The organism is Streptomyces cinereospinus (assembly GCF_042430725.1).
Taxonomy (GTDB): Bacteria; Actinomycetota; Actinomycetes; order Streptomycetales; family Streptomycetaceae; genus Streptomyces; species Streptomyces cinereospinus.
This window is the reverse complement of sequence record NZ_JBHMCY010000013.1, coordinates 42,166-67,169: the sequence shown is the minus strand read 5'-3', so window position 1 is coordinate 67,169 and position 25,004 is coordinate 42,166. Positions and strand designations below refer to the sequence as shown.

At 70.7% G+C, this 25,004-nt stretch carries 21 protein-coding genes and 1 pseudogene; 2 read left to right on the top strand and 20 right to left on the bottom strand.

Annotation, left to right across the window (positions count from 1 at the left end):
- Nucleotides 1-214 precede the first annotated feature (214 nt).
- The 14 genes from nuoN to ACFF45_RS09320 are packed head-to-tail and all read right to left on the bottom strand — an operon-like array spanning nt 215 to nt 16,283.
- On the bottom strand, nt 215-1,864 hold the full coding sequence (nuoN, locus tag ACFF45_RS09385) for an NADH-quinone oxidoreductase subunit NuoN (protein WP_381344482.1): 1,650 nt from the start codon (nt 1,862-1,864) through the stop codon (nt 215-217).
- The gene (locus tag ACFF45_RS09380; protein WP_381344480.1) at nt 1,861-3,432 is read right to left on the bottom strand and encodes an NADH-quinone oxidoreductase subunit M; all 1,572 of its coding nucleotides are present in this window, start codon (nt 3,430-3,432) and stop codon (nt 1,861-1,863) included. Before ACFF45_RS09380 ends, nuoN begins: the two co-directional genes overlap by 4 nt.
- A 5-nt stretch (nt 3,433-3,437) precedes the next feature.
- Nucleotides 3,438-5,402 carry an NADH-quinone oxidoreductase subunit L gene (nuoL, locus tag ACFF45_RS09375; protein WP_381344477.1) on the bottom strand — a complete coding sequence of 655 codons (1,965 nt, stop codon included), beginning with the start codon at nt 5,400-5,402 and terminating at the stop codon, nt 3,438-3,440.
- A gap of 12 nt (nt 5,403-5,414) precedes the next feature.
- Nucleotides 5,415-5,714: an NADH-quinone oxidoreductase subunit NuoK gene (gene nuoK, locus ACFF45_RS09370; protein ID WP_141309549.1), complete on the bottom strand. Its 300-nt coding sequence runs from the start codon at nt 5,712-5,714 to the stop codon at nt 5,415-5,417.
- Entirely contained in the window at nt 5,711-6,553 is an 843-nt protein-coding gene (locus ACFF45_RS09365; protein WP_381344475.1) for an NADH-quinone oxidoreductase subunit J, read from the bottom strand. Before ACFF45_RS09365 ends, nuoK begins: the two co-directional genes overlap by 4 nt.
- Nucleotides 6,550-7,191 (bottom strand): NADH-quinone oxidoreductase subunit NuoI, encoded by a 642-nt coding sequence (nuoI, locus tag ACFF45_RS09360; RefSeq protein WP_381344472.1) that lies wholly within the window; start codon nt 7,189-7,191, stop codon nt 6,550-6,552. Before nuoI ends, ACFF45_RS09365 begins: the two co-directional genes overlap by 4 nt.
- Nucleotides 7,184-8,560, bottom strand: coding sequence for an NADH-quinone oxidoreductase subunit NuoH (gene nuoH, locus ACFF45_RS09355; protein WP_381344470.1), 1,377 nt, complete (start codon nt 8,558-8,560; stop codon nt 7,184-7,186). Before nuoH ends, nuoI begins: the two co-directional genes overlap by 8 nt.
- The gene (locus ACFF45_RS09350) at nt 8,557-11,061 is read right to left on the bottom strand and encodes an NADH-quinone oxidoreductase subunit G (protein ID WP_381344467.1); all 2,505 of its coding nucleotides are present in this window, start codon (nt 11,059-11,061) and stop codon (nt 8,557-8,559) included. Before ACFF45_RS09350 ends, nuoH begins: the two co-directional genes overlap by 4 nt.
- Nucleotides 11,058-12,404: an NADH-quinone oxidoreductase subunit NuoF gene (gene nuoF, locus ACFF45_RS09345; protein ID WP_381344465.1), complete on the bottom strand. Its 1,347-nt coding sequence runs from the start codon at nt 12,402-12,404 to the stop codon at nt 11,058-11,060. Before nuoF ends, ACFF45_RS09350 begins: the two co-directional genes overlap by 4 nt.
- Nucleotides 12,404-13,276 carry an NADH-quinone oxidoreductase subunit NuoE gene (nuoE, locus tag ACFF45_RS09340; protein WP_381344462.1) on the bottom strand — a complete coding sequence of 291 codons (873 nt, stop codon included), beginning with the start codon at nt 13,274-13,276 and terminating at the stop codon, nt 12,404-12,406. The genes nuoF and nuoE overlap by 1 nt, the downstream gene beginning before the upstream one ends.
- On the bottom strand, nt 13,273-14,595 hold the full coding sequence (locus tag ACFF45_RS09335) for an NADH-quinone oxidoreductase subunit D (RefSeq protein WP_381344459.1): 1,323 nt from the start codon (nt 14,593-14,595) through the stop codon (nt 13,273-13,275). Before ACFF45_RS09335 ends, nuoE begins: the two co-directional genes overlap by 4 nt.
- Nucleotides 14,592-15,359, bottom strand: a complete 768-nt coding sequence (locus tag ACFF45_RS09330) for an NADH-quinone oxidoreductase subunit C (RefSeq protein WP_381344456.1) — start codon at nt 15,357-15,359, stop codon at nt 14,592-14,594. Before ACFF45_RS09330 ends, ACFF45_RS09335 begins: the two co-directional genes overlap by 4 nt.
- Nucleotides 15,356-15,910, bottom strand: coding sequence for a NuoB/complex I 20 kDa subunit family protein (locus ACFF45_RS09325; RefSeq protein WP_055635348.1), 555 nt, complete (start codon nt 15,908-15,910; stop codon nt 15,356-15,358). The genes ACFF45_RS09330 and ACFF45_RS09325 overlap by 4 nt, the downstream gene beginning before the upstream one ends.
- A gap of 13 nt (nt 15,911-15,923) precedes the next feature.
- Entirely contained in the window at nt 15,924-16,283 is a 360-nt protein-coding gene (locus ACFF45_RS09320) for an NADH-quinone oxidoreductase subunit A (RefSeq protein WP_007383963.1), read from the bottom strand.
- A gap of 714 nt (nt 16,284-16,997) precedes the next feature.
- On the opposite strand from ACFF45_RS09320, the gene ACFF45_RS09315 reads away from it, so the two are divergent.
- Nucleotides 16,998-17,843 carry a C40 family peptidase gene (locus ACFF45_RS09315; protein WP_381344453.1) on the top strand — a complete coding sequence of 282 codons (846 nt, stop codon included), beginning with the start codon at nt 16,998-17,000 and terminating at the stop codon, nt 17,841-17,843.
- A 284-nt stretch (nt 17,844-18,127) separates the two neighbouring features.
- Here the strand turns inward: ACFF45_RS09315 and ACFF45_RS09310 are convergent, their stop codons facing one another.
- Both ACFF45_RS09310 and ACFF45_RS09305 read right to left on the bottom strand, forming a co-directional pair.
- Nucleotides 18,128-19,963: a hydroxysqualene dehydroxylase gene (locus ACFF45_RS09310; protein WP_381344451.1), complete on the bottom strand. Its 1,836-nt coding sequence runs from the start codon at nt 19,961-19,963 to the stop codon at nt 18,128-18,130.
- Nucleotides 19,964-20,099: 136 nt separating this feature from the next.
- Nucleotides 20,100-21,392 (bottom strand): geranylgeranyl reductase family protein, encoded by a 1,293-nt coding sequence (locus tag ACFF45_RS09305; RefSeq protein WP_381344449.1) that lies wholly within the window; start codon nt 21,390-21,392, stop codon nt 20,100-20,102.
- Between the two features lie 97 nt (nt 21,393-21,489).
- On the opposite strand from ACFF45_RS09305, the gene ACFF45_RS09300 reads away from it, so the two are divergent.
- Nucleotides 21,490-21,996 (top strand): GNAT family N-acetyltransferase, encoded by a 507-nt coding sequence (locus tag ACFF45_RS09300; RefSeq protein WP_381344446.1) that lies wholly within the window; start codon nt 21,490-21,492, stop codon nt 21,994-21,996.
- Between the two features lie 48 nt (nt 21,997-22,044).
- On the opposite strand, the gene ACFF45_RS09295 is transcribed toward ACFF45_RS09300, so the two are convergent.
- The 4 genes and pseudogenes from ACFF45_RS09295 to mqnC form a co-directional block, all read right to left on the bottom strand.
- Nucleotides 22,045-22,743: a demethylmenaquinone methyltransferase gene (locus tag ACFF45_RS09295; RefSeq protein ID WP_381344443.1), complete on the bottom strand. Its 699-nt coding sequence runs from the start codon at nt 22,741-22,743 to the stop codon at nt 22,045-22,047.
- 59 nt (nt 22,744-22,802) lie between these two features.
- A pseudogene (locus ACFF45_RS09290) lies at nt 22,803-22,940 on the bottom strand (acyltransferase family protein); the annotation flags it as partial.
- Between the two features lie 120 nt (nt 22,941-23,060).
- Complete coding sequence (locus ACFF45_RS09285) at nt 23,061-23,711, bottom strand: hypothetical protein (protein WP_381344441.1); 651 nt, start codon at nt 23,709-23,711, stop codon at nt 23,061-23,063.
- Nucleotides 23,712-23,736: 25 nt separating this feature from the next.
- Nucleotides 23,737-24,936, bottom strand: coding sequence for a cyclic dehypoxanthinyl futalosine synthase (gene mqnC, locus ACFF45_RS09280; RefSeq protein WP_381344438.1), 1,200 nt, complete (start codon nt 24,934-24,936; stop codon nt 23,737-23,739).
- Nucleotides 24,937-25,004: the final 68 nt, after the last annotated feature.

The following is a 25,004-nucleotide window of genomic DNA, read 5'->3' as shown; positions in this document are numbered from 1 at the left end:
CCTCCACCCAGCCGATCGGATGTGCGACCGCAGCGAAGCGCGCCGATCAGCCGGGGCAACGGAACGGCCCTCCCCGATCGACGGATCAACGGGGAGGGCCGCCACGTCTACGGACGCCACAGACCGGACGCCGGACGCCGAGCGGACGCCGGGCGCGGGACGCCGGCCGGACACCGGGCCCCGGCCGGACATCGCAGGCCGGGCGCCAGGGGCCTCAGCGCACGAACACCCCCGCGTCCCCGGCCAGTTCCAGGAAGTACTGCGGCGCCACACCCAGCACCAGCGTGACCGCCACGCCCACCCCGATCGCCGTCACCGTCAGCGGTGACGGCACCGCCACCGTCGGCCCCTCCGGCTTCGGGTCACTGAAGAACATGAGCACGATCACCCGGACGTAGAAGAACGCGGCGATCGCCGACGAGATCACGCCGATCACCACCAGCGGCGCCGCGCCGCCTTCCGCCGCCGCCTTGAACACGGCGAACTTCCCGGCGAACCCGGAGGTCAGCGGGATCCCGGCGAAGGCCAGCAGGAAGACCGCGAACACCGCCGCCACCAGCGGCGACCTGCGTCCCAGCCCGGCCCACTGGGACAGGTGCGTCGCCTCGCCCCCGGCGTCGCGCACCAGCGTCACCACCGCGAACGCCCCGATCGTCACGAACGAGTACGCCAGCAGGTAGAACAGGACGGACGAGACACCGTCCGGGGTGGTCGCGATGACACCCGCGAGGATGAAACCCGCGTGCGCGATCGACGAGTACGCCAGCAGCCGCTTGATGTCGGTCTGCGTGATCGCGACGATCGCGCCGCCCAGCATGGTGACGATCGCGACGCCCCACATCACCGGCCGCCAGTCCCAGCGCAGGCCGGGCAGCACGACGTACAGGACGCGCAGCAGCGCGCCGAACGCGGCCACCTTCGTCGCCGCCGCCATGAAGCCGGTCACCGGCGTCGGCGCGCCCTGGTACACGTCCGGCGTCCACATGTGGAACGGCACCGCGCCCACCTTGAACAGCAGCCCCATCACGATCAGCGCGGTGCCGAGGAGCAGCAGCACGTCGTTGCCCATGGTGCCGGCGAGGGCGGGGGTGACGTCGGTGACGGTGCCGTCGACGACCTGCGCGATGGTGCCGTACGCCATCGAGCCGGAGTAGCCGTACAGCAGTGCGATGCCGAACAGCGTGAACGCGGAGGCGAACGCGCCGAGCAGGAAGTACTTGACCGCGGCCTCCTGCGACATCAGCCGCTTGCGGCGGGCCAGCGCGCACATCAGGTACAGCGGCAGCGAGAAGACCTCCAGGGCCACGAACAGCGTCAGCAGGTCGTTGGCCGCGGGGAAGAGCAGCATGCCGGCGACCGCGAAGAGCAGCAGCGGGAAGACCTCGGTGGTGGTGAAACCGGCCCTGACCGCGGCTTTCTCGCTGTCGCTGCCGGGCACCGACGCCGCCTGCGCGGCGAAGGAGTCGACCCGGTTGCCGTGCGCGGCCGGGTCGAGCCGGCGCTCGGCGAAGGTGAACAGGGCGACCAGCCCGGCCAGCAGGATCGTGCCCTGCAGGAACAGGGCCGGTCCGTCGACCGCGACCGCGCCCATGGCGGCGATCCGCGCCTTCGTGGTGCCGTACCCGTCCGCCGCGAGCGCGACGACCGCCGCGAAACCGGCGGCCAGACCCACGGCGGACACGAACATCTGCGCGTAGTAACGCGACTTGCGCGGCACGAACGCCTCGACCAGCACGCCGGCGATCGCCGCGCCGATCACGATCAGCATGGGCGACAGCTGGGCGTACTCGATCTTCGGCGCGTCGATCCTGCCGAGCGGATCGGCCGCGCTTGTCCACAGGCTGTGGACGGCTGATGTGCTCACTTGGCCGCCTCCACCTCGGGCCGGGGGTCCTGCTTCTGTACGTCGGACATGGTCTGCTCCACCGCAGGGTTGACGATGTCCGTGACGGGCTTCGGGTAGACGCCCAGGAAGATCAGCAGCGCGACCAGCGGGGCGACGACCACCAGCTCCCGCACCCGCAGGTCCGGCATCGCGGAGACCTCCGGCCTCACCGGGCCCGTCATCGTCCGCTGGTACAGGACGAGGGTGTAGAGCGCGGCGAGCACGATGCCGAAGGTGGCGATGATGCCGATCACCGGGTAGCGCGCGAACGTGCCGACCAGGACCAGGAACTCACTGACGAAGGGCGCGAGCCCGGGCAGCGACAGGGTCGCCAGGCCGCCGATGAGGAAGGTACCGGCGAGCACCGGCGCGACCTTCTGCACCCCGCCGTAGTCGGCGATGAGCCGCGAGCCGCGCCGCGAGATCAGGAAGCCGGCCACCAGCATCAGCGCGGCCGTGGAGATCCCGTGGTTGACCATGTACAGCGTCGCGCCGGACTGGCCCTGGCTGGTCATCGCGAAGATGCCCATGACGATGAAGCCGAAGTGCGAGATCGACGCGTAGGCGATCAGTCGCTTCATGTCGCGCTGGCCGACCGCCAGCAGGGCGCCGTACACGATGCTGATCAGGGCGAGCACGAGGATGGCGGGTGTCGCCCACGTGCTCGCCTCCGGGAACAGCTGGAGGCAGAAGCGGAGCATCGCGAAGGTGCCCACCTTGTCCACCACCGCCGTGATCAGCACGGCGACCGGGGCGGTCGACTCCTGCATGGCGTTGGGCAGCCAGGTGTGCAGCGGCCACAGCGGCGCCTTCACCGCGAAGGCGAAGAAGAAGCCGAGGAACAGCCAGCGTTCGGTGCTGGTGGCCATCTCCAGCGAGCCGTCGGCCCGGGCCTCGGCGATCTCGGTGAGCGAGAAGGTCCCGGTGACGACGTAGAGGCCGATCACCGCGGCCAGCATGATCAGACCGCCGACCAGGTTGTAGAGCAGGAACTTCACGGCGGCGTACGACCGCTGCGTCGACGCCACCTGCTCGCCGTGCTCGTGGGCCCGGTCCCCGAAGCCTCCGATGAGGAAGTACATCGGGATGAGCATGGCCTCGAAGAAGATGTAGAAGAGGAAGACGTCGGTGGCCTCGAAGGAGAGGATCACCATCGCCTCGACGGCCAGGATCAGGGCGAAGAAGCCCTGGGTGGGCCGCCACCGCCTGCTGCCGGTCTCCAGCGGGTCGGCGTCGTGCCAGCCCGCCAGGACGATGAACGGGATCAGCAGGGCGGTCAGCGCGATGAGCGCCACCGCGATGCCGTCCACGCCCAGTTCGTAGCGGACGCCGAAGTCCGCGATCCAGGCGTGCGACTCGGTGAGCTGGTAGCGGTCGCCGTCCGGGTCGAAGCGGACCAGCACCGTGAGGGCGAGGACGAGCGTGGCGAGCGAGACCAGCAGCGCCAGCCACTTGGCGGCGGTGCGCCGCGCGGCCGGGACGGCGGCCGTGGCGATCGCCCCGAGCGCCGGGAGCACCGCCGTCGCTGTCAGCAGAGGAAAGGACATCGGTATCAGACCGCCCTCATCAGCAGGGTCGCGGCGACGAGAACCGCCGCGCCGCCGAACATCGAGACCGCGTACGACCGCGCGAAGCCGCTCTGCACCTTGCGCAACCGTCCGGACAGGCCGCCGACCGAGGCCGCCGTGCCGTTGACGACTCCGTCGACCAGGCTGTGGTCGACGTAGACCAGGGACCGGGTGAGGTGTTCGCCGCCGCGGACCAGGACGACGTGGTTGAAGTCGTCCTGGAGCAGGTCGCGCCGGGCGGCCCGGGTGAGCAGCGACCCGCGCGGGGCGACGACCGGGACCGGGCGGCGTCCGTACTGCGCGTAGGCGATCGCCACGCCGATCACCATCACGGCCACCGTGGACAGCGTGACCGTCAGCGCGCTGACCGGCGGGTGCCCGTGCTCGTGGCCCGTGACCGGCTCCAGCCAGTGCACGAACCGGTCGCCGATGCTGAAGAACGCGCCGCCGAGGACCGACCCGACCGCCAGCACGATCATCGGGACCGTCATGACCTTGGGCGACTCGTGCGGGTGGGGTTCGGCGTGCTCGCCCCGGGTCTCGGCGGCGGGCTCCACGCTCGGCTCGGCCGGCGACGCCGTCGCCGCGTGCCGCCAGCGCTCCTCGCCGAAGAACGTCATCAGCATCACGCGCGTCATGTAGTACGCCGTGATGGCCGCGCCGAGCAGGGCGCAGCCGCCGAGGATCCAGCCCTCGGTGCCGCCCTTGGCGAACGCCGCCTCGATGATCTTGTCCTTGGAGAAGAAGCCGGACAGGCCGGGGAAGCCGATGATCGCGAGGTAGCCGAGGCCGAAGGTGACGAAGGTGACCGGCATGTACGTGCGCAGACCGCCGTACTTGCGCATGTCGACCTCGTCGTTCATGCCGTGCATCACCGAACCGGCGCCGAGGAACAGCCCGGCCTTGAAGAAGCCGTGCGTCACCAGGTGCATGATCGCGAAGACGTAGCCGATGGGGCCGAGGCCGGCGGCCAGCGTCATGTAGCCGATCTGCGACATGGTCGAGCCGGCCAGCGCCTTCTTGATGTCGTCCTTGGCGCAACCGACGATCGCACCGAACAGGAGCGTGACCGCTCCGACGATCGTGACGACCAGTTGGGCGTCGGGTGCCGCGTTGAAGATCGCGCCGGACCGGACGATCAGGTACACGCCCGCCGTCACCATCGTCGCGGCGTGGATCAGGGCCGAGACCGGGGTCGGGCCCTCCATCGCGTCCCCGAGCCAGGACTGCAGCGGCACCTGGGCGGACTTGCCGCAGGCGGCGAGCAGCAGCATCAGGCCGATCGCGGTGAGCATCCCCTCGGAGGTGTCGCCGACCGCCCCCGGCTCCTCGTGGCCGCCGAGCACCGGCCCGAAGGCGAAGGTGCCGAACGTCGTGAACATCAGCATGATCGCGATCGACAGGCCCATGTCGCCGACGCGGTTGACCAGGAAGGCCTTCTTGGCGGCGGTGGCGGCGCTGGGCTTGTGCTGCCAGAAGCCGATCAGCAGGTAGGAGGCGAGACCGACGCCCTCCCAGCCGACGTACAGCAGCAGGTAGTTGTCGGCGAGGACGAGCAGCAGCATCGCCGCGAGGAACAGGTTCAGGTAGCCGAAGAAGCGGCGGCGCCGCTCGTCGTGCTCCATGTACCCGACCGAGTACAGGTGGATCAGCGAGCCGACGCCCGTGATCAGCAGCACGAACGTCATCGACAGCTGGTCGAGCTGGAAGGCGACGTCCGCCTGGAAGCCCTCGACGGGGATCCAGCCGAACAGGTGCTGCGACAGCGTCCGGTCCTCCGCCCCCCTGCCGAGCAGGCCGGCGAAGAGGACCGCGCCGAGGGCGAAGGAGACGAACGCGAGGAGCGTGCCGATCCAGTGGCCGACGGCGTCCAGCCGCCGGCCGCCGCACAGCAGGACGGCCGCTCCGAGCAGGGGCGCCGCGATCAGCAGCGCAATCAGGTTCTCCACTTCAGCGACCCCTTAGAGCTTCATCAGGCTGGCGTCGTCGACCGAGGCCGAGTGGCGGGAGCGGAACAGCGACACGATGATCGCGAGCCCGACCACGACCTCCGCCGCGGCGACGACCATCGTGAAGAACGCGATGATCTGGCCGTCGAGGTTGCCGTGCATGCGGGAGAAGGCTACGAACGCGAGGTTGCAGGCGTTGAGCATCAGCTCGATGCACATGAACAGCACGATCGCGTTCCGCCGGATCAGTACGCCGGTCGCGCCGATCGTGAACAGCAGGGCGGCCAGATAGAGGTAGTAGACGGGATTCACTTCGACGCCTCCTCGGTCCGGTGGAACGTCGGCGGCTCGGTCCCGGTGCGCTCCAGCCGCTCCTGCGAGCGCTGTTCGAGGGCGCGCAGGTCGTCGAGCGCCTCGGTGGACACGTCCCGCACCTGGCCGCGCTCGCGCAGCGTCTTGCTGACCGTCAGGTCGGACGGGGTGCCGTCGGGCAGCAGGCCCGCGATGTCCACGGCGTTGTGCCGCGCGTACACGCCGGGCGCCGGCAGCGGCGGCACGTACCTGCCTTCGCGCACCCGCTGCTCGGACAGCTCACGCTGGGTCTTGGCGCGCTCGGTGCGCTCGCGGTGGGTGAGCACCATGGCGCCGACGGCGGCGGTGATCAGCAGGGCGCCGGTGAGTTCGAAGGCGTAGACGTACTTGGTGAAGATGAGGGCCGCGAGGCCCTCCACGTTGCCGCCGGCGTTCGCCTGGCCCAGGCCGTCGAACTCCGTCAGGGAGGCGTTGCCGATGCCCCCGACGAGCAGGACGCCGAAGCCGAGGCCGCACAGCAGGGCCAGCCAGCGCTGGCCCTTGATGGTCTCCCGCAGCGAGTCCGCCGCGGTGACACCGACCAGCATCACCACGAACAGGAACAGCATCATGATCGCGCCGGTGTAGACGACGATCTGCACGATGCCCAGGAAGTAGGCGCCGTTGGCGAGGTAGAACACCGCCAGGACGATCATGGTGCCGGCCAGGCAGAGCGCGCTGTGCACGGCCTTCTTCATGAAGACGGTGCACAGGGCGCCGATCACCGCGACCGTGCCGAGGATCCAGAACTGGACGGCCTCTCCGGTGGAGGTGGTGTAGGCGGCGAGTTGCGCGGTCATCGGCCGATCACCTTCTCCGACGCCGGCTCGGTCCCTCCGGAGGTGGAGTCGGCCTCCTGGACGACCTCGCCCTTGGAGTGGGCGACCTGGCGCTCGGTGCCGGGCGCGGCCTCCGTCACCAGGCCCCGGTAGTAGTCCTGTTCGTCCATCCCCGGGTAGATGGCGTGCGGCGAGTCGACCATGCCCTCTTCGAGGCCGGCCAGCAGCTGCTCCTTGGTGTAGATGAGGTTGGCGCGGCTGGAGTCGGCGAGCTCGAAGTCGTTCGTCATGGTCAGCGCGCGCGTGGGGCAGGCCTCGATGCACAGGCCGCACAGGATGCAGCGGGCGTAGTTGATCTGGTACACCCGCCCGTACCGCTCGCCCGGGGAGTAACGCTCCTCGTCGGTGTTGTCCGCGCCCTCCACGTAGATGGCGTCCGCGGGGCAGGCCCAGGCGCACAGCTCGCAGCCGACGCACTTCTCCAGGCCGTCCGGATGGCGGTTGAGCTGGTGCCGTCCGTGGAACCGGGGGGCCGTGGTCTTCTGCTGCTCCGGGTACTGCTCGGTCAGCCGCTTCTTGAACATGGCCTTGAAGGTCACGCCGAAGCCGGCCACGGGGTTCTGGAAACCGGGCTTGGTCTCCTTGGGCTCCTCAGCCATCGGACGCCTCCTTTCCATCCGTAGATCCACCCAGAGATCCGTCACTCTGAGTATCGGACCCACCACTGACAATCAGCTCCCGCTCGCGGCGCGAGCGGCGGCGCGGCACCGGTGGCAGCTCCTGTCCGGGCAGCGGCGGCACGGGGAACCCGCCGGCCATCGGGTCGAAGGCGGGCTGCTGGGCGGGCGGTTCGGCCGGGGCTCCGGAACGGTCGCGGAAGAAGTCCACGACGAACGAGAGCAGCAGCAGGGCGAGGACACCGCCGCCGACGTAGAGGGCGATGTCGGCGAAGGCGTAGTTCTCGTTCCGCAGCGTCCGCACGGTCGCGACGAGCATCAGCCAGACCACGGAGACCGGGATGAGGACCTTCCAGCCGAGCTTCATCAGCTGGTCGTAGCGGACCCGCGGGAGCGTGCCGCGCAGCCAGATGAAGAAGAACAGCAGCAGCTGCACCTTGACCACGAACCAGAGCAGCGGCCACCAGCCGTGGTTCGCGCCCTCCCAGAAGGTGCTGATCGGCCAGGGGGCCCGCCAGCCGCCCAGGAAGAGCGTCACGGAGACCGCCGAGACGGTCACCATGTTGACGTACTCGGCGAGCATGAACATCGCGAACTTGATCGACGAGTACTCGGTGTTGAAGCCGCCGACCAGGTCGCCCTCGGACTCCGGCATGTCGAACGGCGCACGGTTGGTCTCGCCGACCATGGTCACGATGTAGATCAGGAACGAGACCGGCAGCAGGATCACGAACCAGCGGTCCGCCTGCGCCTCGACGATCGCGGACGTCGACATGGAGCCCGAGTAGAGGAACACCGAGGCGAAGGCGGCGCCCATGGCGATCTCGTACGAGATCATCTGCGCGCAGGAGCGCAGTCCGCCGAGCAGCGGGTAGGTGGATCCGGAGCTCCAGCCGGCCAGCACGATGCCGTAGATGCCGACCGAGGCGACCGCGAGGATGTACAGCATCGCGATCGGCAGGTCGGTCAGCTGCATCGTGGTGCGCTGGCCGAAGATCGAGATCTCGTTGCCGGCCGGTCCGAACGGGATCACCGCGATCGCCATGAACGCCGGGATGGCCGCGACGATCGGCGCGAGGACGTAGACCACCTTGTCCGCGCGCTTGACGACGAGGTCCTCCTTGAGCATCAGCTTCACGCCGTCGGCGAGCGACTGGAGCATGCCCCAGGGGCCGTGCCGGTTGGGGCCGATGCGCAGCTGCATCCAGGCGACGACCTTGCGCTCCCAGACGATGGAGAACAGCACGGTCAGCATCAGGAAGGCGAAGCAGAACACCGCCTTGACGGCGACCAGCCACCACGGGTCGCGGCCGAACACGGAGAGGTCTTCGACGGCGAGGTACGGGCTCATGCCTCCACCTCCTGGGGGGCCTCGCCGGCGAGCGTCGCCGGGCCGATGCGGACGAGGGAGCCGGGCAGCGCACCGGTGTCGGAGGCGACGCCCCCGCCGGCGGAGTTCAGCGGCAGCCAGACCACCCGGTCCGGCATCTCGGTGATCTGGAGCGGCAGCCGGACGCTTCCGGCGGGACCGGTCACGGCGAGCACGTCACCCTCCTTGACCCCCGCCTCGGCGGCCGTGGCGGGCGACACGCGCGCGCGGGCGGCGCGTCGCGTCCCGGCGAGCGCCTCGTCGCCCTGCTGGAGCAGGCCCTGGTCGAGCAGCAGCCGGTTCCCGGCGAGCACCGCCTCCCCGGCGGCGGGCCGCGGCAGCACGCCCGCGCTCTCCGACGGCTCGGTGGCGCGCGGCCCGTCCCAGGCGCCGAGCCGGTCCAGTTCGGCGCGCGTGGTCCGCAGGTCCGGCAGCCCCAGATGGACGTCCATGGCGTCGGCCAGCATCTGCAGCACGCGCGCGTCGCTCGGCGCCGGCCGGCGGGTCATCTGGTCGGGCTTGAGCGCGGCCTCGAAGAAGCGGACCCGGCCCTCCCAGTTGAGGAAGGCGCCCGCCTTCTCGGCGACCGCGGCGACCGGCAGGACCACGTCGGCGAGTCGGGTGACCTCGCTGGGCCGCTGTTCCAGCGACACCAGGAAGCCGACCTCGCCGAGCGCCTCCCGCGCGCGGGCCGGGTCGGGCAGGTCGGCGACCTCCACCCCGGCCACCAGCAGGGCCTGCAGCTCGCCGGAGGCGGCACCCTCGACGATCCGGCCGGTGTCCCGGCCGTAGCGCAGCGGGAGTTCGGCGACACCCCAGGCCGCCGCGACCTCGTCCCGCGCGCGCGGGTCGGTCGCCGGCCGTCCGCCCGGCAGCAGCGACGGCAGCGCGCCCGCCTCGACGGCACCGCGCTCCCCGGCCCGCCGCGGGATCCACACCAGCCGCGCCCCGGTCGCGGACGCCGCCCGGACGGCGGCGGTGAGGCCGCCGGGCACCCCGGCCAGCCGCTCGCCGACGACGATCACCGCGCCCTCGGCGCGCAGCGCCTCGGCGGCCAGCGCACCGTCCGCCTCCAGGCCGACGCCGCTCGCGAGCGCGTCCAGCCATTCGGTCTCGGTGCCCGGCGCGGCGGGCAGCAGCGTGCCGCCGGCCTTCTCCAGGCCGCGCGTGCTGTGCGTGGCCAGCGAGAAGACCTTCTGCCCGTGCTTGCGCCAGGCCTTGCGCAGCCGCAGGAAGACGCCGGGCGCCTCCTCCTCCGACTCGAAGGCGGCCAGCAGGACGGCGGGCGCCTTCTCCAGGAACGTGTACGTGACGCCCGTACCGTCGAGGTCGCGGCCGCGGCCGGCGACCCGCGCCGCGAGGAAGTCGGCCTCCTCGGCGCTGTGCACGCGCGCGCGGAAGTCGATGTCGTTGGTGTCGAGCGCCACGCGCGCGAACTTGCTGTACGCGTAGGCGTCCTCGACGGTGAGCCGGCCGCCGGTCAGCACGCCGGTGCGGCCGCGCGAGGCGAGCAGCCCCTGGGCGGCGATCTGCAACGCCTCCGGCCACGAGGCGGGCTCCAGCTCCCCCTCGGCGTTGCGCAGCAGCGGCGTCTCCAGGCGGTCCCTCTGCTGCGCGTAGCGGAAGCCGAACCGCCCCTTGTCGCAGATCCACTCCTCGTTGACCTCGGGGTCGTGCGCCGCGAGGCGCCGCATGACCTTGCCGCGCCGGTGGTCGGTGCGGGTGGCGCAGCCGCCGGAGCAGTGCTCGCACACGCTCGGGGAGGAGACCAGGTCGAACGGGCGGGAACGGAAGCGGTAGGCGGCCGAGGTGAGCGCGCCGACCGGGCAGATCTGGATGGTGTTCCCGGAGAAGTACGACTGGAAGGGGTCGCCCTCGCCGGTGCCCACCTGCTGCAGCGCACCCCGCTCCAGCAGCTCGATCATCGGGTCGCCCGCGATCTGGTGGGAGAACCGGGTGCAGCGCGCGCACAGCACGCACCGCTCGCGGTCCAGCAGCACCTGGGTGGAGATCGGGACCGGCTTGGCGAAGGTCCGCTTCCGCCCCTCGAAGCGGGACTCGGCGTTGCCGTGGGACATCGCCTGGTTCTGCAGCGGGCACTCGCCGCCCTTGTCGCAGACGGGGCAGTCCAGCGGGTGGTTGATGAGCAGCAGCTCCATCACCCCGTGCTGCGCCTTCTCCGCGACCGGCGAGGTCAGGTGGGTCTTCACCACCATCCCGTCGGTGCAGGTGATGGTGCAGGACGCCATCGGCTTGCGCTGGCCCTCGACCTCGACGATGCACTGGCGGCAGGCACCGGCCGGGTCGAGGAGGGGATGGTCGCAGAACCGCGGGATCTCGATGCCGAGCTGCTCGGCGGCCCGGATGACCAGGGTGCCCTTGGGCACGCTGATCTCGATGCCGTCGATCGTCAGCGTGACGAGATCCTCCGGCGGCACCGCCGCCTCTCCCCCACCGGAGGGAGCGCTCGTGGTCACCGTCATGCGTTCACCTCCGTACGGTCGGCCCAGGCCGTCGACTTGGCCGGGTCGAAGGGGCAGCCACGGCCCGTGATGTGCTCCTCGTACTCCGCGCGGAAGTACTTGAGCGAGGAGAAGATCGGCGAGGCGGCACCGTCGCCGAGGGCGCAGAACGACTTGCCGTTGATGTTGTCGGCGATGTCGGCCAGCTTGTCGAGATCGCTCGTCGCGCCCTTGCCGGCCTCGATGTCCCGCAGCAACTGCACCAGCCAGTACGTTCCTTCGCGGCAGGGCGTGCACTTGCCGCAGGACTCGTGGGCGTAGAACTCGGTCCAGCGGGTGACGGCGCGCACGACGCAGGTCGTCTCGTCGAAGCACTGCAGGGCTTTGGTGCCGAGCATGGAACCCGCGGCGCCCACTCCTTCGTAATCAAGAGGGACGTCGAGGTGCTCGTCGGTGAGCAGTGGCGTCGAGGAGCCGCCCGGCGTCCAGAACTTCAGCCGGTGGCCGGGCCGCATCCCGCCGCTCATGTCGAGGAGCTGGCGCAGGGTGATGCCGAGCGGCGCCTCGTACTGGCCGGGGCTCGCGACGTGACCGCTGAGCGAGTAGAGCGTGAAGCCGGGCGACTTCTCGCTGCCCATGGACCTGAACCATTCCTTGCCGTTTTTCAGGATGGCGGGAACCGAGGCGATCGACTCGACGTTGTTCACCACAGTCGGGCACGCATAGAGGCCCGCGACGGCAGGGAAGGGGGGACGGAGCCGCGGTTGGCCCCGGCGGCCTTCGAGCGAGTCGAGCAGTGCGGTTTCCTCACCGCAGATGTACGCGCCCGCGCCGGCGTGCACCGTGATGTCGAGGTCCAGCCCGCTGTTCAGGATGTTCTTGCCGAGGTAGCCCGCCGCGTACGCCTCGGCGACGGCCGAGTGCAACCGCCGCAGGACGGGGACGACTTCACCCCGCAGGTAGATGAAGGCGTGCGACGACCTGATGGCATAGCACGCGATGATCATGCCCTCGATGAGGCTGTGCGGGTTCGCGAAGAGGAGCGGGATGTCCTTGCAGGTTCCGGGCTCCGATTCGTCGGCGTTGACAACTAGATAGTGCGGTTTTCCATCACCCTGAGGAATGAACTGCCACTTCATTCCCGTCGGGAAGCCGGCGCCGCCCCGGCCCCGCAGCCCGGAGTCCTTGACGTACGCGATCAGGTCGTCGGGCGACATGGCGAGCGCCTTGCGGAGCCCCTCGTAGCCCTCGTGCCGCCGGTAGACGTCCAGCGTCCAGGACCCGTCCTCGTCCCAGAAGGACGACAGCACGGGCGCGAGCAGCTTCTCAGGGCTGTGGTCCTTCAGCTCGGGTGCCAACGTCATCACTCCCCCTCCTCGGCGGTGGGCCCTGCCGGGTGGGCCGGGTCGGATGCCGATGTCTTCTGCGGCGCGTCGTGCGAGCTGAGGTGCCGCGTCGGTGACGGCTCGTGGACGGCCCGGTCCTGCGGCTCGTCGTGCGGGCCGCCCTCCCGCGGGTGGACCACGCGCGCGGGTGCGGTCTCTCCCCTGGCCAGGCGGAGACCCACCAGCGACGCCGGTCCCGCGCTGCCGGTGGCCTCGACGGCCCCGGCCCGCTCGTCGGGGAAGCCCGCCAGGATCCGGGCGGTCTCCTTGAACGTGCACAGCGGCGCCCCGCGGGTCGGCTCGACCCGTGCTCCCGCGCGCAGGTCGTCCACCAGGCGCTTGGCGCTCTGCACGGTCTGGTTGTCGAAGAACTCCCAGTTGACCATCACGACCGGCGCGAAGTCGCAGGCCGCGTTGCACTCGATGTGCTCCAGGGTGACCTTGCCGTCGTCGGTGGTCTCGCCGTTGCCGACGCCCAGGTGCTCCTGGAGCGCCTCGAAGATCGCGTCACCGCCCATCACCGCGCACAGGGTGTTGGTGCACACGCCCACCTGGTAGTCGCCGCTCGGCTTGCGCCGGTACATGGTGTAGAAGGTGGCGACCGCGGTGACCTCGGCCGTGGTCAGGCCGAGCACGTCCGCGCAGAACCGCATCCCGGTGCGCGTGACATGGCCCTCCTCCGACTGCACGAGGTGCAGCATCGGCAGCAGGGCGGAGCGGGAGTCCGGGTAGCGGGCGATGATCTCGCGCGCGTCCCGCTCCAGCCGGGCTCGAACGTCGTCCGGATAGCCGGGCGCGGGCAGCTCGGGCATCCCCAGGCTGACGCCCCGTTCCGAAGAAGAGGTGGTCACCGGTCGACGCCTCCCATCACGGGGTCGATGGACGCGACGGCGACGATGACGTCGGCGACCTGGCCGCCCTCGCACATCGCCGCCATGGCCTGCAGGTTGGTGAAGGACGGGTCACGGAAGTGGACCCGGTAGGGGCGGGTGCCGCCGTCGGAGACGGCGTGCACGCCCAGCTCGCCCTTGGGCGACTCGACCGCCGCGTACGCCTGTCCCGGCGGGACGCGGAAGCCCTCGGTCACGAGCTTGAAGTGGTGGATCAGGGCCTCCATGGAGGTGCCCATGATCTTCTTGATGTGGTCCAGGGAGTTGCCCAGGCCGTCCGGGCCCAGGGCGAGCTGGGCGGGCCAGGCGATCTTCTTGTCGGCGACCATGACCGGCCCGGGCTGCAGCCGGTCCAGGCACTGCTCGACGATCCTGAGCGACTGGCGCATCTCCTCCAGGCGGATCAGGAAGCGGCCGTAGGCGTCGCAGGTGTCGGTGGTCGGCACGTCGAAGTCGTACGTCTCGTAGCCGCAGTACGGCTGGGTCTTGCGCAGGTCGTGCGGCAGGCCGGTGGAGCGCAGGATCGGGCCGGTGGCGCCGAGGGCCATGCAGCCGGCCAGGTCGAGATAGCCGATGTCCTGCATCCGGGCCTTGAAGAGGGGGTTCCCCGTGGCGAGCTTGTCGTATTCCGGGAGGTTCTTCTTCATCTTCTTCACGAACTCGCGGATCTGGTCCACCGCGCCGGGCGGCAGGTCCTGGGCGAGTCCGCCGGGGCGGATGTACGCGTGGTTCATCCGCAGGCCCGTGATGAGCTCGTAGATGTCGAGGATCATCTCGCGATCACGGAACCCGTAGATCATGATCGTGGTGGCGCCGAGTTCCATGCCGCCGGTGGCGATGCACACCAGGTGCGAGGAGAGCCGGTTCAGCTCCATCAGGAGCACCCGGATGATCGTGGCCCGGTCGGGGATCTCGTCCTCGATGCCGAGGAGCTTCTCCACGGCGAGGCAGTAGCCGGTCTCGTTGAAGAAGGACGTCAGGTAGTCCATGCGCGTGACGAAGGTGGTTCCTTGCGTCCACGTGCGGAATTCCAGGTTCTTCTCGATGCCGGTGTGCAGGTAGCCGATGCCGCAGCGGGCCTCGGTGACCGTCTCGCCCTCGATCTCCAGGATCAGCCGCAGCACTCCGTGGGTGGAGGGGTGCTGGGGACCCATGTTGACGACGATGCGCTCGTCGTCGGCGCGGGCCGCGGACTGGACGACCTCGTCCCAGTCGCCACCGGTGACCGTGTAGACGGTGCCCTCGGTGGTCTCGCGCGGAGTGGCGTGCTGCGTGCTCATGAGTACGACCTCCGCTGGTCCGGAGCCGGGATCTGGGCGCCCTTGTACTCGACGGGGATGCCGCCGAGGGGGTAGTCCTTGCGCTGCGGGTGGCCCTGCCAGTCGTCCGGCATCATGATCCGCGTCAGGGCCGGGTGACCGTCGAAGACGATGCCGAAGAAGTCGTAGGTCTCGCGCTCGTGCCAGTCGTTGGTCGGATAGACGGTGACCAGCGACGGGATGTGCGGGTCGGCGTCGGGGGCGCTGACTTCGAGGCGGATCAGCCGGTTGTGGGTGATCGAGCGCAGGTGGTAGACGGCGTGCAGCTCGCGGCCCTTGTCGTTCGGGTAGTGGACGCCGCTGACGCCGGTGCACAGCTCGAAGCGCAGGGCCGGGTCGTCGCGCAGGGTGCGGGCGACGCGCACCAGGTGCTCGCGCTCGATGTGGAAGGTCAGCTCGCCGCGGTCGACGACCGTCTTCTCGACGGCGTTGCCGGGGAGCAGCCCCTGTTCCTCCAGGGCGCCCTCCAGTTCGTCGGCGACCTCGTCGAACCAGCCGCCGTAGGGGCGGGCGGCCGGTCCCGGGAGCCGCACCGAGCGGACCAGGCCGCCGTAGCCGGAGGTGTCGCCGCCGTTGTTGGCGCCGAACATGCCGCGCTGGACGCGGATCTCCTCGCCTCCCTGGCCGCGCCGGCCGGGGAGGTTCGAGGCCGACAGGTCCTTCTCGGGGTTCACCCCGTTCGACCCGTTCGCGCCGTTCGCGCCGTTGCCGTTCGCGTCGCTCACCGCAGCAGCCCCTTCATCTCGATCGTGGGCAGGGCCTTGAGCGCCGCCTCCTCCGCCTCGCGGGCCGCCTCCTCGGCGTTCACGCCGAGCTTGGAGTTCTGGATCTTGTGGTGGAGCTTGAGGATGGCGTCCATCAGCATCTCGGGCCGGGGCGGGCAGCCGGGGAGATAGATGTCGACCGGGACGATGTGGTCGACGCCCTGGACGATGGCGTAGTTGTTGAACATGCCGCCGGAGGAGGCGCACACCCCCATGGAGATCACCCACTTGGGGTTCGGCATCTGGTCGTAGACCTGCCGCAGCACCGGCGCCATCTTCTGGCTGACCCGGCCGGCCACGATCATCAGGTCCGCCTGGCGGGGTGACCCGCGGAAGACCTCCATGCCGAACCGGGCCAGGTCGTAGCGGCCGGCGCCGGTGGTCATCATCTCGATGGCACAGCAGGCGAGGCCGAAGGTGGCGGGGAAGACGGACGCCTTGCGCACCCAGCCCGCGGCCTGCTCGACGGTGGTCAGCAGGAAACCGCTCGGCAGCTTTTCTTCGAGTCCCATGACTAAAGGCCCCTCAGTCCCATTCCAGGCCGCCGCGCCGCCACACGTACGCGTAGGCGACGAAGACGGTGAGCACGAAGAGCAGCATCTCCACGAGCCCGAACACACCCAGGGCGTCGAAGGTGACGGCCCACGGGTAGAGGAAGACGATCTCGATGTCGAAGACGATGAAGAGCATCGCCGTCAGGTAGTACTTGATGGGGAAGCGCCCGCCGCCGGCCGGCGTGGGGGTCGGCTCGATACCGCACTCGTAGGCTTCGAGCTTGGCGCGGTTGTACCGCTTCGGACCGATCAGCGTGGCCATGACCACGGAGAAGATCGCAAAGCCTGCCCCGAGGGCTCCCAGTACGAGGATGGGCGCATACGCGTTCACCGCTCCTCGCTCCTCTCAGTCGGCACTGACTGCTGGCGGGTTGCCGTGGGCCCACTCACTGCTCACCGGTCCCACGAGCCCCGCTCGTCCCGGCGAAGATCGCGAACATGTGAAGCAGGTCACAAGCCCAACTGCCTCGCATCTTATGCCTGCCGCTCTGTGATCTGCGACACGGGGTATTCCACAAGCTTTGTGATCTCCACCACCTGATGAAGGATCATGAAGTCGGATGATCGGCGATCTTCACACCTGAAGCGTTCAAGTGATCACCAGAGGTGATATTTCCGCTCGTCAGTGCAGCTCGGAGGGGTCGTCTCAATATCAAGAAACTTCCTCTGCATGCAAATTGGAGCTGGGCGTCGCGGCCTGGTAGTGGAGCGCGTTCACACATCGGAGGGAGGCGGGGATGAGGAGGTGGACGCGTGCACGCGTTCACGAGCTCGGCGGCGCCGGTTCCGCGCGGCGGACGCACCGGCCCCGGCAACCGTTCCGTGACCTCCACCACATTCACGAGAGGGCCCCGAGAGGCGGGCTTGGCCAACGATCCCAACCAGTGGTAGGCGCGGGGCAATTCGGGCGTAACGAAGAAAGCCCATGATCACAGGCTTGTGACCTGCGCCCGCAATGTCCGATACGGCGCCAAGAAAAGGCAGCTCCACGAAGATTTGGGCCGCCGGTTGAACAACTGTGGCGGAGCACACGTTTCTTGAAGGTATGGAGGAGCCCCTGATACCGGTTGGTCCCATGTCCCACACCGCTCACATACGTAGCCACCGGAAACCCCGCCAGCCCGGCACGTCGAAGATGGCGATGCGGGCCGGAGTTGCCGGTGGCATCCTCAGCACCGTGGCAGTGGCCGGCGCGTCGGCCTCGGCGAACGCCGCCGAGCCGGTGACGCAGACGCTCGAACTGCCCACCCTCACGGCCGACCTGTCCGCTCAGGTCGCCCAGTCCGCGGACGCCACACAGCTGGCCGCCGCGAACTACGAGCTGCAGGCCGAGCGCGACGCGGCCGCCGCCCAGGCCGCCAAGGAGGCCAAGGCCGACCTGGCCGTGGCCAAGAAGAAGGCGGAGGCCCGCAAGAAGGCCGCCGAGGAGGCGCGCCAGGCCGCCGCCGAGCGGGCCGAGCGGGCCGCGCGCGACGCCGAGCGGGCCACCCTGACGACGGTCTCCGCGTCCGCCGACACCGTGACCCCGCCGGCCGGCGGCAGCGTCGGCACGGTCATCGCCTTCCTCCAGGCCCAGGTGGGCGACGCGTACGTCATGGGCGCGTCCGGGCCCAACGCGTGGGACTGCTCCAGCCTGGTCCAGGCGGCGTTCAAGCAGGTCGGTGTGGACCTGCCGCGGGTGTCCCAGGACCAGTCCATGGTCGGCACGGAGGTCTCCCTGTCGAACCTCGCCGTCGGCGACATCCTCTACTGGGGCGGCAAGGGCTCGGCGTACCACGTGGGTGTGTACATCGGCAACGGCCAGTACCTGGACGCGGCCAACCCCTCGAAGGGTGTCGTCATCCAGGACCTCTCCGGCTACCCGGCGTCGGGCGCGGTGCGCGTGCTCTGACGCGAACTCCTCGGCGCACACTGACAAAAAAGATGCATTGAGGTACGGAAGGGGCCGCAGTCGCGCGGGGGTGGCGTTCCCCTCCGCAGGGGTGTGCCGCCGCAGCGGCCCCTTCCCCGGGCCTGGTGCCGCGGCAGGCGACGTGCGCCCCGTCGCGGTGTCCGGCACGCACTCCCGCCGCACCGGCCGAAAGCCCGAGTGCGTCCCGTACGAGGGCTTCCGGCCGGCCCGCCGAGAGCACGCGGACGCCGCTGCGCCACGGGCGGACGTCGCCTGCCGCGGCACTAGCCGAGGTCGAAGGTGTTGGGCAGGCCCAGCCGGTACCGCAGGGCGTCGACGCGCTTGAGGGGCTCCAGCTCCGGCGGCCGGTACAGCTCCCAGACGCGGCAGCGCTCGGCGTCCGAACGGTCCGCGTCGAGCAGGGCGTTGACGGCGAGACGGGCGGACTCGTTGGCGCCCTCCATGCTGGCCAGGTCGACGTCGGTGCGGACGTAGTCGCCGGCCAGGAAGAAGTTCGGGACGGCCGTGCGGGCCGTGGGCCGGTGGTGAAGCGTGCCCGTGGGGTGGACCAGGAGCTGTTCGCGGTTGCTCGGGTCGGGGCCGCCGAGGCCGGTCACCGCCGGGTCCATGAACCAGCCGAGCCGGTCCTCGTCCCTCAGTGTGGTCCTGCCGGCGTCGTTCAGGCCGTCCCTCAACTGGGCCCAGAGCTCGGCGACGACCTCGTCCTTCGTGCACTCACGGGCCGTCTTGCCGTACAGGATGCCGGGCCTGTCCCACTCGGAGATGATCGCGGACAAGCAGTCGCGCGCCCGTCCGTCGCCGTAGTGCCGCGGAAAGTCCCGTACGTCCCAGAACTGGGCCTGGCCGATGGCGGTCACCGACCAGGGTGAGTCCAGGCAGTTGATGTGGCCGTGCACGACCGGGGTGGGCGTGCGGAGGTAGAACATCACGCCGGTCATCCAGTCCGTCTCCAGCGCGTCGCAGCGCGCCAGCTGCGGGTCGGCGGCGCGCAGGTCCGCCCCCCAGGTGAGCCGGGCGTGTTCGACCGGCAGGGCGGAGACGTAGTGGTCGGCCGTGACGGTCCGCTCGTCGCCGCCGTCACGGGCCGACACCCGGACGCCGGTCACGCGGCCGCCGGCGTACAGCACCTCCCGCACCTGGGTGCCGAGCACGAACGCGACGCCGAGGGAGCGCAGGTGCGTCTCCCAGGGGTCGATCCAGGCCTCGCTGGTGGGGGCGTTGAGCACGCGGTCGATGTCGGCGTCGGGGCCGTCCAGGCCGCGTCCGAGCAGCCCCCAGAGCAGCAGCGCCTCGATGATGACGCGGCCGACGGTGCGGGTGGAGGCGACCTCGGCACGGGTGGCGACCAGGTTGCGGGTCTGCCCCACGCCGAGGAGCGTCCGGTACTCCTCGCTCATCCGCTCCGCGCGGATGAAGTCCCACCAGGGGGTCTTCTCCCACTCGTCCTCGCGGCGGGCGTCGCAGCTGGTGAGGTGGACCAGCAGGCGGTTGACGAAGTAGGCGGCCTCGTGGGCGGGCAGCCGGGTGCCGAGGTCCAGGACGGACAGCAGCTGGTCGCGGAGCCAGGACGGGGTGAGGGTGCCGGGTGCGGGCGGGGTGGTGACGCGGCGGAGCGGGAAGTGCAGGTCGGGGCGGCCCGAGCCGCGGGCGAACAGGGCCTCGGTGCCGTTGCGGAGGTTGCCGCGGACGCCGTCGGGGTGACCGGCGAACGGGATGCGGCGCATGGTGTCGGGCAGGTTCCGGTAGAACCCGGGGAAGAACCGGAACCCGTGCTCGCCGGGCAGTGGCCGCCGCCCGCCCGCCGCGGTGCCGGGGACGTCCATCGAGCGGGCCTTGCCGCCCAGGGCGTCGTAGTACTCGTAGACGGTCACGGCGTAGCCGCGCTCGGCCAGCTCGTGCGCGGCGCTGAGCCCGGACACCCCGCCACCGAGCACGGCGACGCGCTTGCCCGCCGGGGCGGCGGCCGCGCTCCCGGCACCTCCCAGGGCGAGGGCACCGGCGGCCCCGCCGGCGCCCGCCAGGAAGTGTCTGCGGGTGTGCCCGCCCGCCCGCCCGAGCCCTCGGGGGCCCCGCGCCCCCAGCTCCCCCGAATCCCCCACGACCTCCTGCGCGCCCGGCGTCCGACGCCTCTGCCACGCGTGTTCTGTTGTCATGAAAACCGGAGGTTAGGGAGGCGCCGCACCGGCCGGAAGCCTGAATCCCGGCCATCACGGCACCCTCACACACCACAACCCGTCAGGCTTTCGGCGCCACCTTGCTGAGGCCGTTGATGATGCGGTCCATCGCGTCGCCGCCGGTCGGGTCGGTGAGGTTGGCGAGCAGCTTGAGGGTGAACTTCATCAGCACGGGGTGGGTCAGCCCGCGCTGGGCGGCGATCTTCATGACCTTCGGGTTGCCGATGAGCTTCACGAAGGCGCGGCCGAGGGTGTAGTAACCGCCGTAGGTGTCCTTCAGGACGCGCGGGTAGCGCTGGAGGGCGGCCTCGCGCTGGGCCGGGGTGGCGCGGGCGACGGCCTGGACGATGACGTCGGCGGCGATCTGGCCGGACTCCATGGCGTAGGCGATGCCCTCGCCGTTGAACGGGTTCACCAGCCCGCCCGCGTCACCGACGAGCAGCAGTCCGCGCGTGTAGTGCGGCTGGCGGTTGAAGGCCATGGGCAGGGCGGCGCCGCGGATCGGGCCGGTCATGTTCTCGGGGGTGTAGCCCCAGTCCTCGGGCATGGAGGCGCACCAGGCCTTCAGGACCTCGCGCCAGTCCAGCTCCTTGAAGGAGTCGGAGGTGTTCAGGACGCCGAGGCCGACGTTGGACGTGCCGTCGCCCATGCCGAAGATCCAGCCGTAGCCGGGCAGCAGCCGGTCCTCGCCGGGTCCGCGGCGGTCCCACAGCTCCAGCCAGGACTCCAGGTAGTCGTCCTCGTGCCGGGGGCTTTCGAAATAGGTGCGGACGGCGACGCCCATCGGGCGGTCCTCGCGGCGGTGCAGGCCCATCGCCAGGGACAGGCGGCTGGAGTTGCCGTCGGCGGCCACGACCAGCGGCGCGTGGAAGGTGACCTCGCGCTTGTCCCCGGCGTCGCCGAGCTTGGCGTGCACGCCGGTGATGCGGCCCGTGCGGTCGTCGACGACCGGCGCGCCCACGGTGCACCGCTCGTACAGCCGCGCGCCCGCCTTCTGCGCCTGCCGGGCGAGCTGCTCGTCGAAGTCGTCGCGCTTGCGGACCAGTCCGTAGTCGGGGAAGGAGGCGAGATCCGGCCAGTCCAGTTGCAGCCGCACTCCGCCGCCGATGATCCTGAGCCCCTTGTTGCGCAGCCAGCCGGCCTCCTCGGAGATGTCGATGCCCATCGCCACGAGTTGCTTGACGGCGCGCGGGGTGAGCCCGTCGCCGCACACCTTCTCGCGGGGGAACTCGGTCTTCTCCAGGAGCAGTACGTCCAGTCCGGCCTTGGCGAGGTGGTACGCCGTCGTGGCGCCGGCCGGGCCCGCGCCCACGACGATCACATCGGCGGTGTTGTCCGTCAGAGACTCGGCCACGGCGGGATCTCCCCAAGTTCGACATCTGCGTGCCGACCGGCACTGGACACGGGCAGTCTATTCAGCAGGATTGATCAACCGGCCGAAGGGATACCCAGTGAACCGAGTTCTGCCCGTGGTACGGCTGCGTGTCCCCACCGACGAGGACGCCGTCGCCTGGCACCGGGTGTTCGACCACCCGGAGGTCATGGAGTTCCACGGCGGCCGGTCCGCGGGGCTGTCCGTCTACGAGGAACTCACCGCCCGGCAGCGCAGGCACGACGCCGAACTCGGCTTCTGCCTGTGGACCGTGCTCGACGCCGACGACCGGGTCATCGGCTTCACCGGCGCCCAGCCGTGGCCGCGCCCGTGGGGGCCGGCGGGCGAGATCGAGATCGGCTGGCGGCTGGGCCGGGAGCACTGGGGCCGGGGATACGTCACCGCGGCCGCGCGGATGACGCTGGAGCGGGTGCGCGCGGCGGGCGTCGGCAGCGTGGTGGCCGTGGTCAACGCCCGCAACGCCCGGTCGATCTCGGTCACCGAGCGGCTCGGCATGCACCTCGCCGAAACCTTCACCAGCCCCGAGACCGACATGCTGGGGCACTGCTACCGGCTGGCCCTGTAACCGTCCGCGACGGTGCGCCACGGCCGGGTCACCCGGCCGTGGCGCCGGTCAGCCCGTCTCCTTGAATCCCCGGTGCAGCGCCACCACCCCGCCCGTCAGGTTCCGCCAGGCCACCTTCGACCAGCCGGCCTCGCCCAGCCGCTCGGCCAGCGCGGGCTGGTCGGGCCAGGCGCGGATGGACTCGGCGAGATAGACGTACGCGTCCGGATGGGACGACACCGCGCGGGCCACCGGCGGCAGCGCCCGCATCAGGTACTCGGTGTAGACCTTGCGGAACGGCTCCCACGTGGGGTGCGAGAACTCGCAGATCACCACGCGTCCGCCCGGCCGGGTCACCCGGTACATCTCACGCAGCGCCGCGTCGGTGTCCTGCACGTTGCGCAGCCCGAAGGAGATGGTGACGGCGTCGAACACGTCGTCCCGGAAGGGCAGCCGCGTCGCGTCGCCGGCCGTCAGCGGCAGCCAGGGGTGGCGCTGCTTGCCGACCTGGAGCATGCCGAGGGAGAAGTCGCAGGGCACGACGTACGCGCCCGCACGCGTGAAGGGGAGCGAGGAGGTGGCCGTACCGGCGGCCAGGTCCAGCACCTTCTGCGCGGGGCGCGCGTCGACCGCCTGCGCGACCTCCCGGCGCCACACCCGGTCCTGGCCGAGCGACAGCACGTCGTTCGTCAGGTCGTACCGTTCCGCCACGTCGTCGAACATCGAGGCGACTTCGTGCGGCTGCTTGTTCAGGGAAGCGCGGGTCACGGGCTCATTCTTGCAGCCCGCGGTGACGGCGGAAGCCGTGGCTTCCTCGCGGAGACGTACGCCTTGGTCCGCATCGGCAGCGTCACGGAGCCGGTGGACCGGAAGGCCTGAGCGAGCGGGTGGTCGTCCAGGTCGTAGGTGCCGTACTCCGCCTGGTGCGCGACGGCGTACCAGCCGCCGCGGGCGTGGCCGGCGACCCGGGACCGGCAGTGCGCGGCCGAGGGCGGCGGCGACGCGGCGCAGGACGACGCGCCGGCCGACTGCGGCGGGGCGGAACAGGGTACGGGCGCGTCGTGAAGGCGTTCTCGGGCTGACCCTCAGCGGCGCCGGTACACCAGTCGCCCCGCGAGGACCGTGGCCACGCAGGTGCCGGCGCCGCGCTCGGCGAGCGCGTCCTCGTCGGGGGCGTCGAACACGGCGAACGTCGCGTCGAGGCCGGCTCCGCCCGCCGGCGGGAAGGGCCGCAGCAGCGCGTCGGCCAGGCTCCGCCCGGCCAGCGCGTCGAGGGTGGGCCGGCCCGGCGGCACCGCGAACCGCTCCTCGACGCCGAGCCCCGCCCGGTGCACGGCGTCCACCACCGCGGGCCGCCACAGGCCCCCCGCCACGGCGACGGCCCCGTGCGCGAGCAGCCGCTGCACGCCGCGTCGCGCGCTCGCGCCCCAGCGGCTGTCGGTCATGCCGAGCGCCGCGAGACCGGCACCGGTGATCGGCTCGGTGCCCAGCTCCTCGGCCTCACGCGGATCGGGATGGTAGGCCCGCTCCAGCAGTTCGGGACCGTACGGATTCAGCAACCCGGGCGTGATCAGTCCGGGCCAGCGCCGGACCCGGGCGGTCGGCCGCGCCGCCGCCAGTTCCTCGTACGTCCCGACCGCCGCGCAGCCGCGGCCGTCCACGAGCACCGCCCCACCGGGCACGGGGGGACGCCGGTCGCCCGGGACGAGCAGGTCGGCGGCGTGGATGGTCAGCACGTCGGGGCGGGGCGCGGTCGTCGGGTCAGTTGGCGGCGAGCAGCTTCAGCCCGGGGTGAGCCGTGCCGCCCTCGATCGCGGTGGACGAGATGTGGGACATGACCCGCTCGTCGACCGGGTCGTTCGCCGGGTCGTCGTGCACGACGAGGTGCTCGTAGGTGGTGTTCCGCTGCGCGGGCACGCGGTCCGCGGTGCGGATCATCTCGATCATCTCCAGCAGGTTGGAGCGGTGTTTGGCACCGGCCGCCGAGACGACGTTCTCCTCCAGCATCACCGAGCCGAGGTCGTCCGCCCCGTAGTGCAGGGTCAGCTGCCCGGCGTCCTTGCCGGTGGTGAGCCAGGAGCCCTGGATGTGCGCCACGTTGTCGAGGAAGAGCCGGGCGATCGCGATCATCCGCAGGTACTCGAAGATCGTGGCCTGGGTGCGGCCCTTCAGGTGGTTGTTCTGCGGCTGGTAGAGGTACGGGATGAAGGCGCGGAAGCCGCCCGTGCGGTCCTGCACGTCACGGATCATCCGGATGTGCTCGATCCGCTCGGCGTTGGTCTCGCCGGTCCCCATGAGCATGGTGGACGTGGACTCGACGCCGAGGCCGTGGGCCGTCTCCATGATCTCCAGCCACCGCTCGCCGCTCTCCTTCAGCGGGGCGATCGCCTTGCGCGGCCGCTCGGGCAGCAGCTCGGCGCCGGCGCCGGCGAAGGAGTCCAGGCCCGCGGCGTGGATGCGCTGGATGGCCTCCGCCACGGGCACCTGGGAGATCCGGGCCATGTGCTCGACCTCGCTCGCCCCCAGGCTGTGGATGACGAGCTGCGGGAACTCCTTCTTGATGGCCGAGAAGTGCTTCTCGTAGTACTCGACGCCGTAGTCCGGGTGGTGGCCGCCCTGGAACATGATCTGCGTGCCGCCCAGTTCGACGGTCTCCGCGCACCGGCGCAGGATGTCGTCCAGGTCCCGGGTCCAGCCCTTCGCCGTGTCCTTCGGCGGGGCGTAGAAGGCGCAGAACTTGCACGCCGTGACGCACACGTTCGTGTAGTTGATGTTGCGCTCGATGATGTACGTCGCGATGTGCTCGGTGCCCGCGTACCGGCGGCGGCGGGCGGCGTCGGCGGCGGCGCCCAGCGCGTGCAGCGGGGCGTCGCGGTAGAGGTCGAGCGCCTCCTCGGGGGTGATCCGCCCGCCCGCGGCGGCACGGTCGAGGACGGACTGGAGGTCGGCCTTCTCGGTCACCGGGTGTCCCTTTCGTCAAGGGTCTTGGACGGACCGAACCAGCCTACGCCAGCCGCTTCGCCGTCCCT

Excerpts from the sequence above, each read along its gene's own strand:
- nuoF (WP_381344465.1), bottom strand. The coding sequence starts at position 12,404 with ATGACGTTGGCACCCGAGCTGAAGGACCACAGCCCTGAGAAGCTGCTC.
- ACFF45_RS09315 (WP_381344453.1), top strand. The coding sequence starts at position 16,998 with ATGGAGGAGCCCCTGATACCGGTTGGTCCCATGTCCCACACCGCTCAC.
- ACFF45_RS09325 (WP_055635348.1), bottom strand. The coding sequence starts at position 15,910 with ATGGGACTCGAAGAAAAGCTGCCGAGCGGTTTCCTGCTGACCACCGTC.
- ACFF45_RS09335 (WP_381344459.1), bottom strand. The coding sequence starts at position 14,595 with ATGAGCACGCAGCACGCCACTCCGCGCGAGACCACCGAGGGCACCGTC.
- ACFF45_RS09380 (WP_381344480.1), bottom strand. The coding sequence starts at position 3,432 with ATGTCCTTTCCTCTGCTGACAGCGACGGCGGTGCTCCCGGCGCTCGGG.
- ACFF45_RS09365 (WP_381344475.1), bottom strand. The coding sequence starts at position 6,553 with ATGACCGCGCAACTCGCCGCCTACACCACCTCCACCGGAGAGGCCGTC.
- nuoH (WP_381344470.1), bottom strand. The coding sequence starts at position 8,560 with ATGAGCCCGTACCTCGCCGTCGAAGACCTCTCCGTGTTCGGCCGCGAC.
- nuoI (WP_381344472.1), bottom strand. The coding sequence starts at position 7,191 with ATGGCTGAGGAGCCCAAGGAGACCAAGCCCGGTTTCCAGAACCCCGTG.
- ACFF45_RS09350 (WP_381344467.1), bottom strand. The coding sequence starts at position 11,061 with ATGACGGTGACCACGAGCGCTCCCTCCGGTGGGGGAGAGGCGGCGGTG.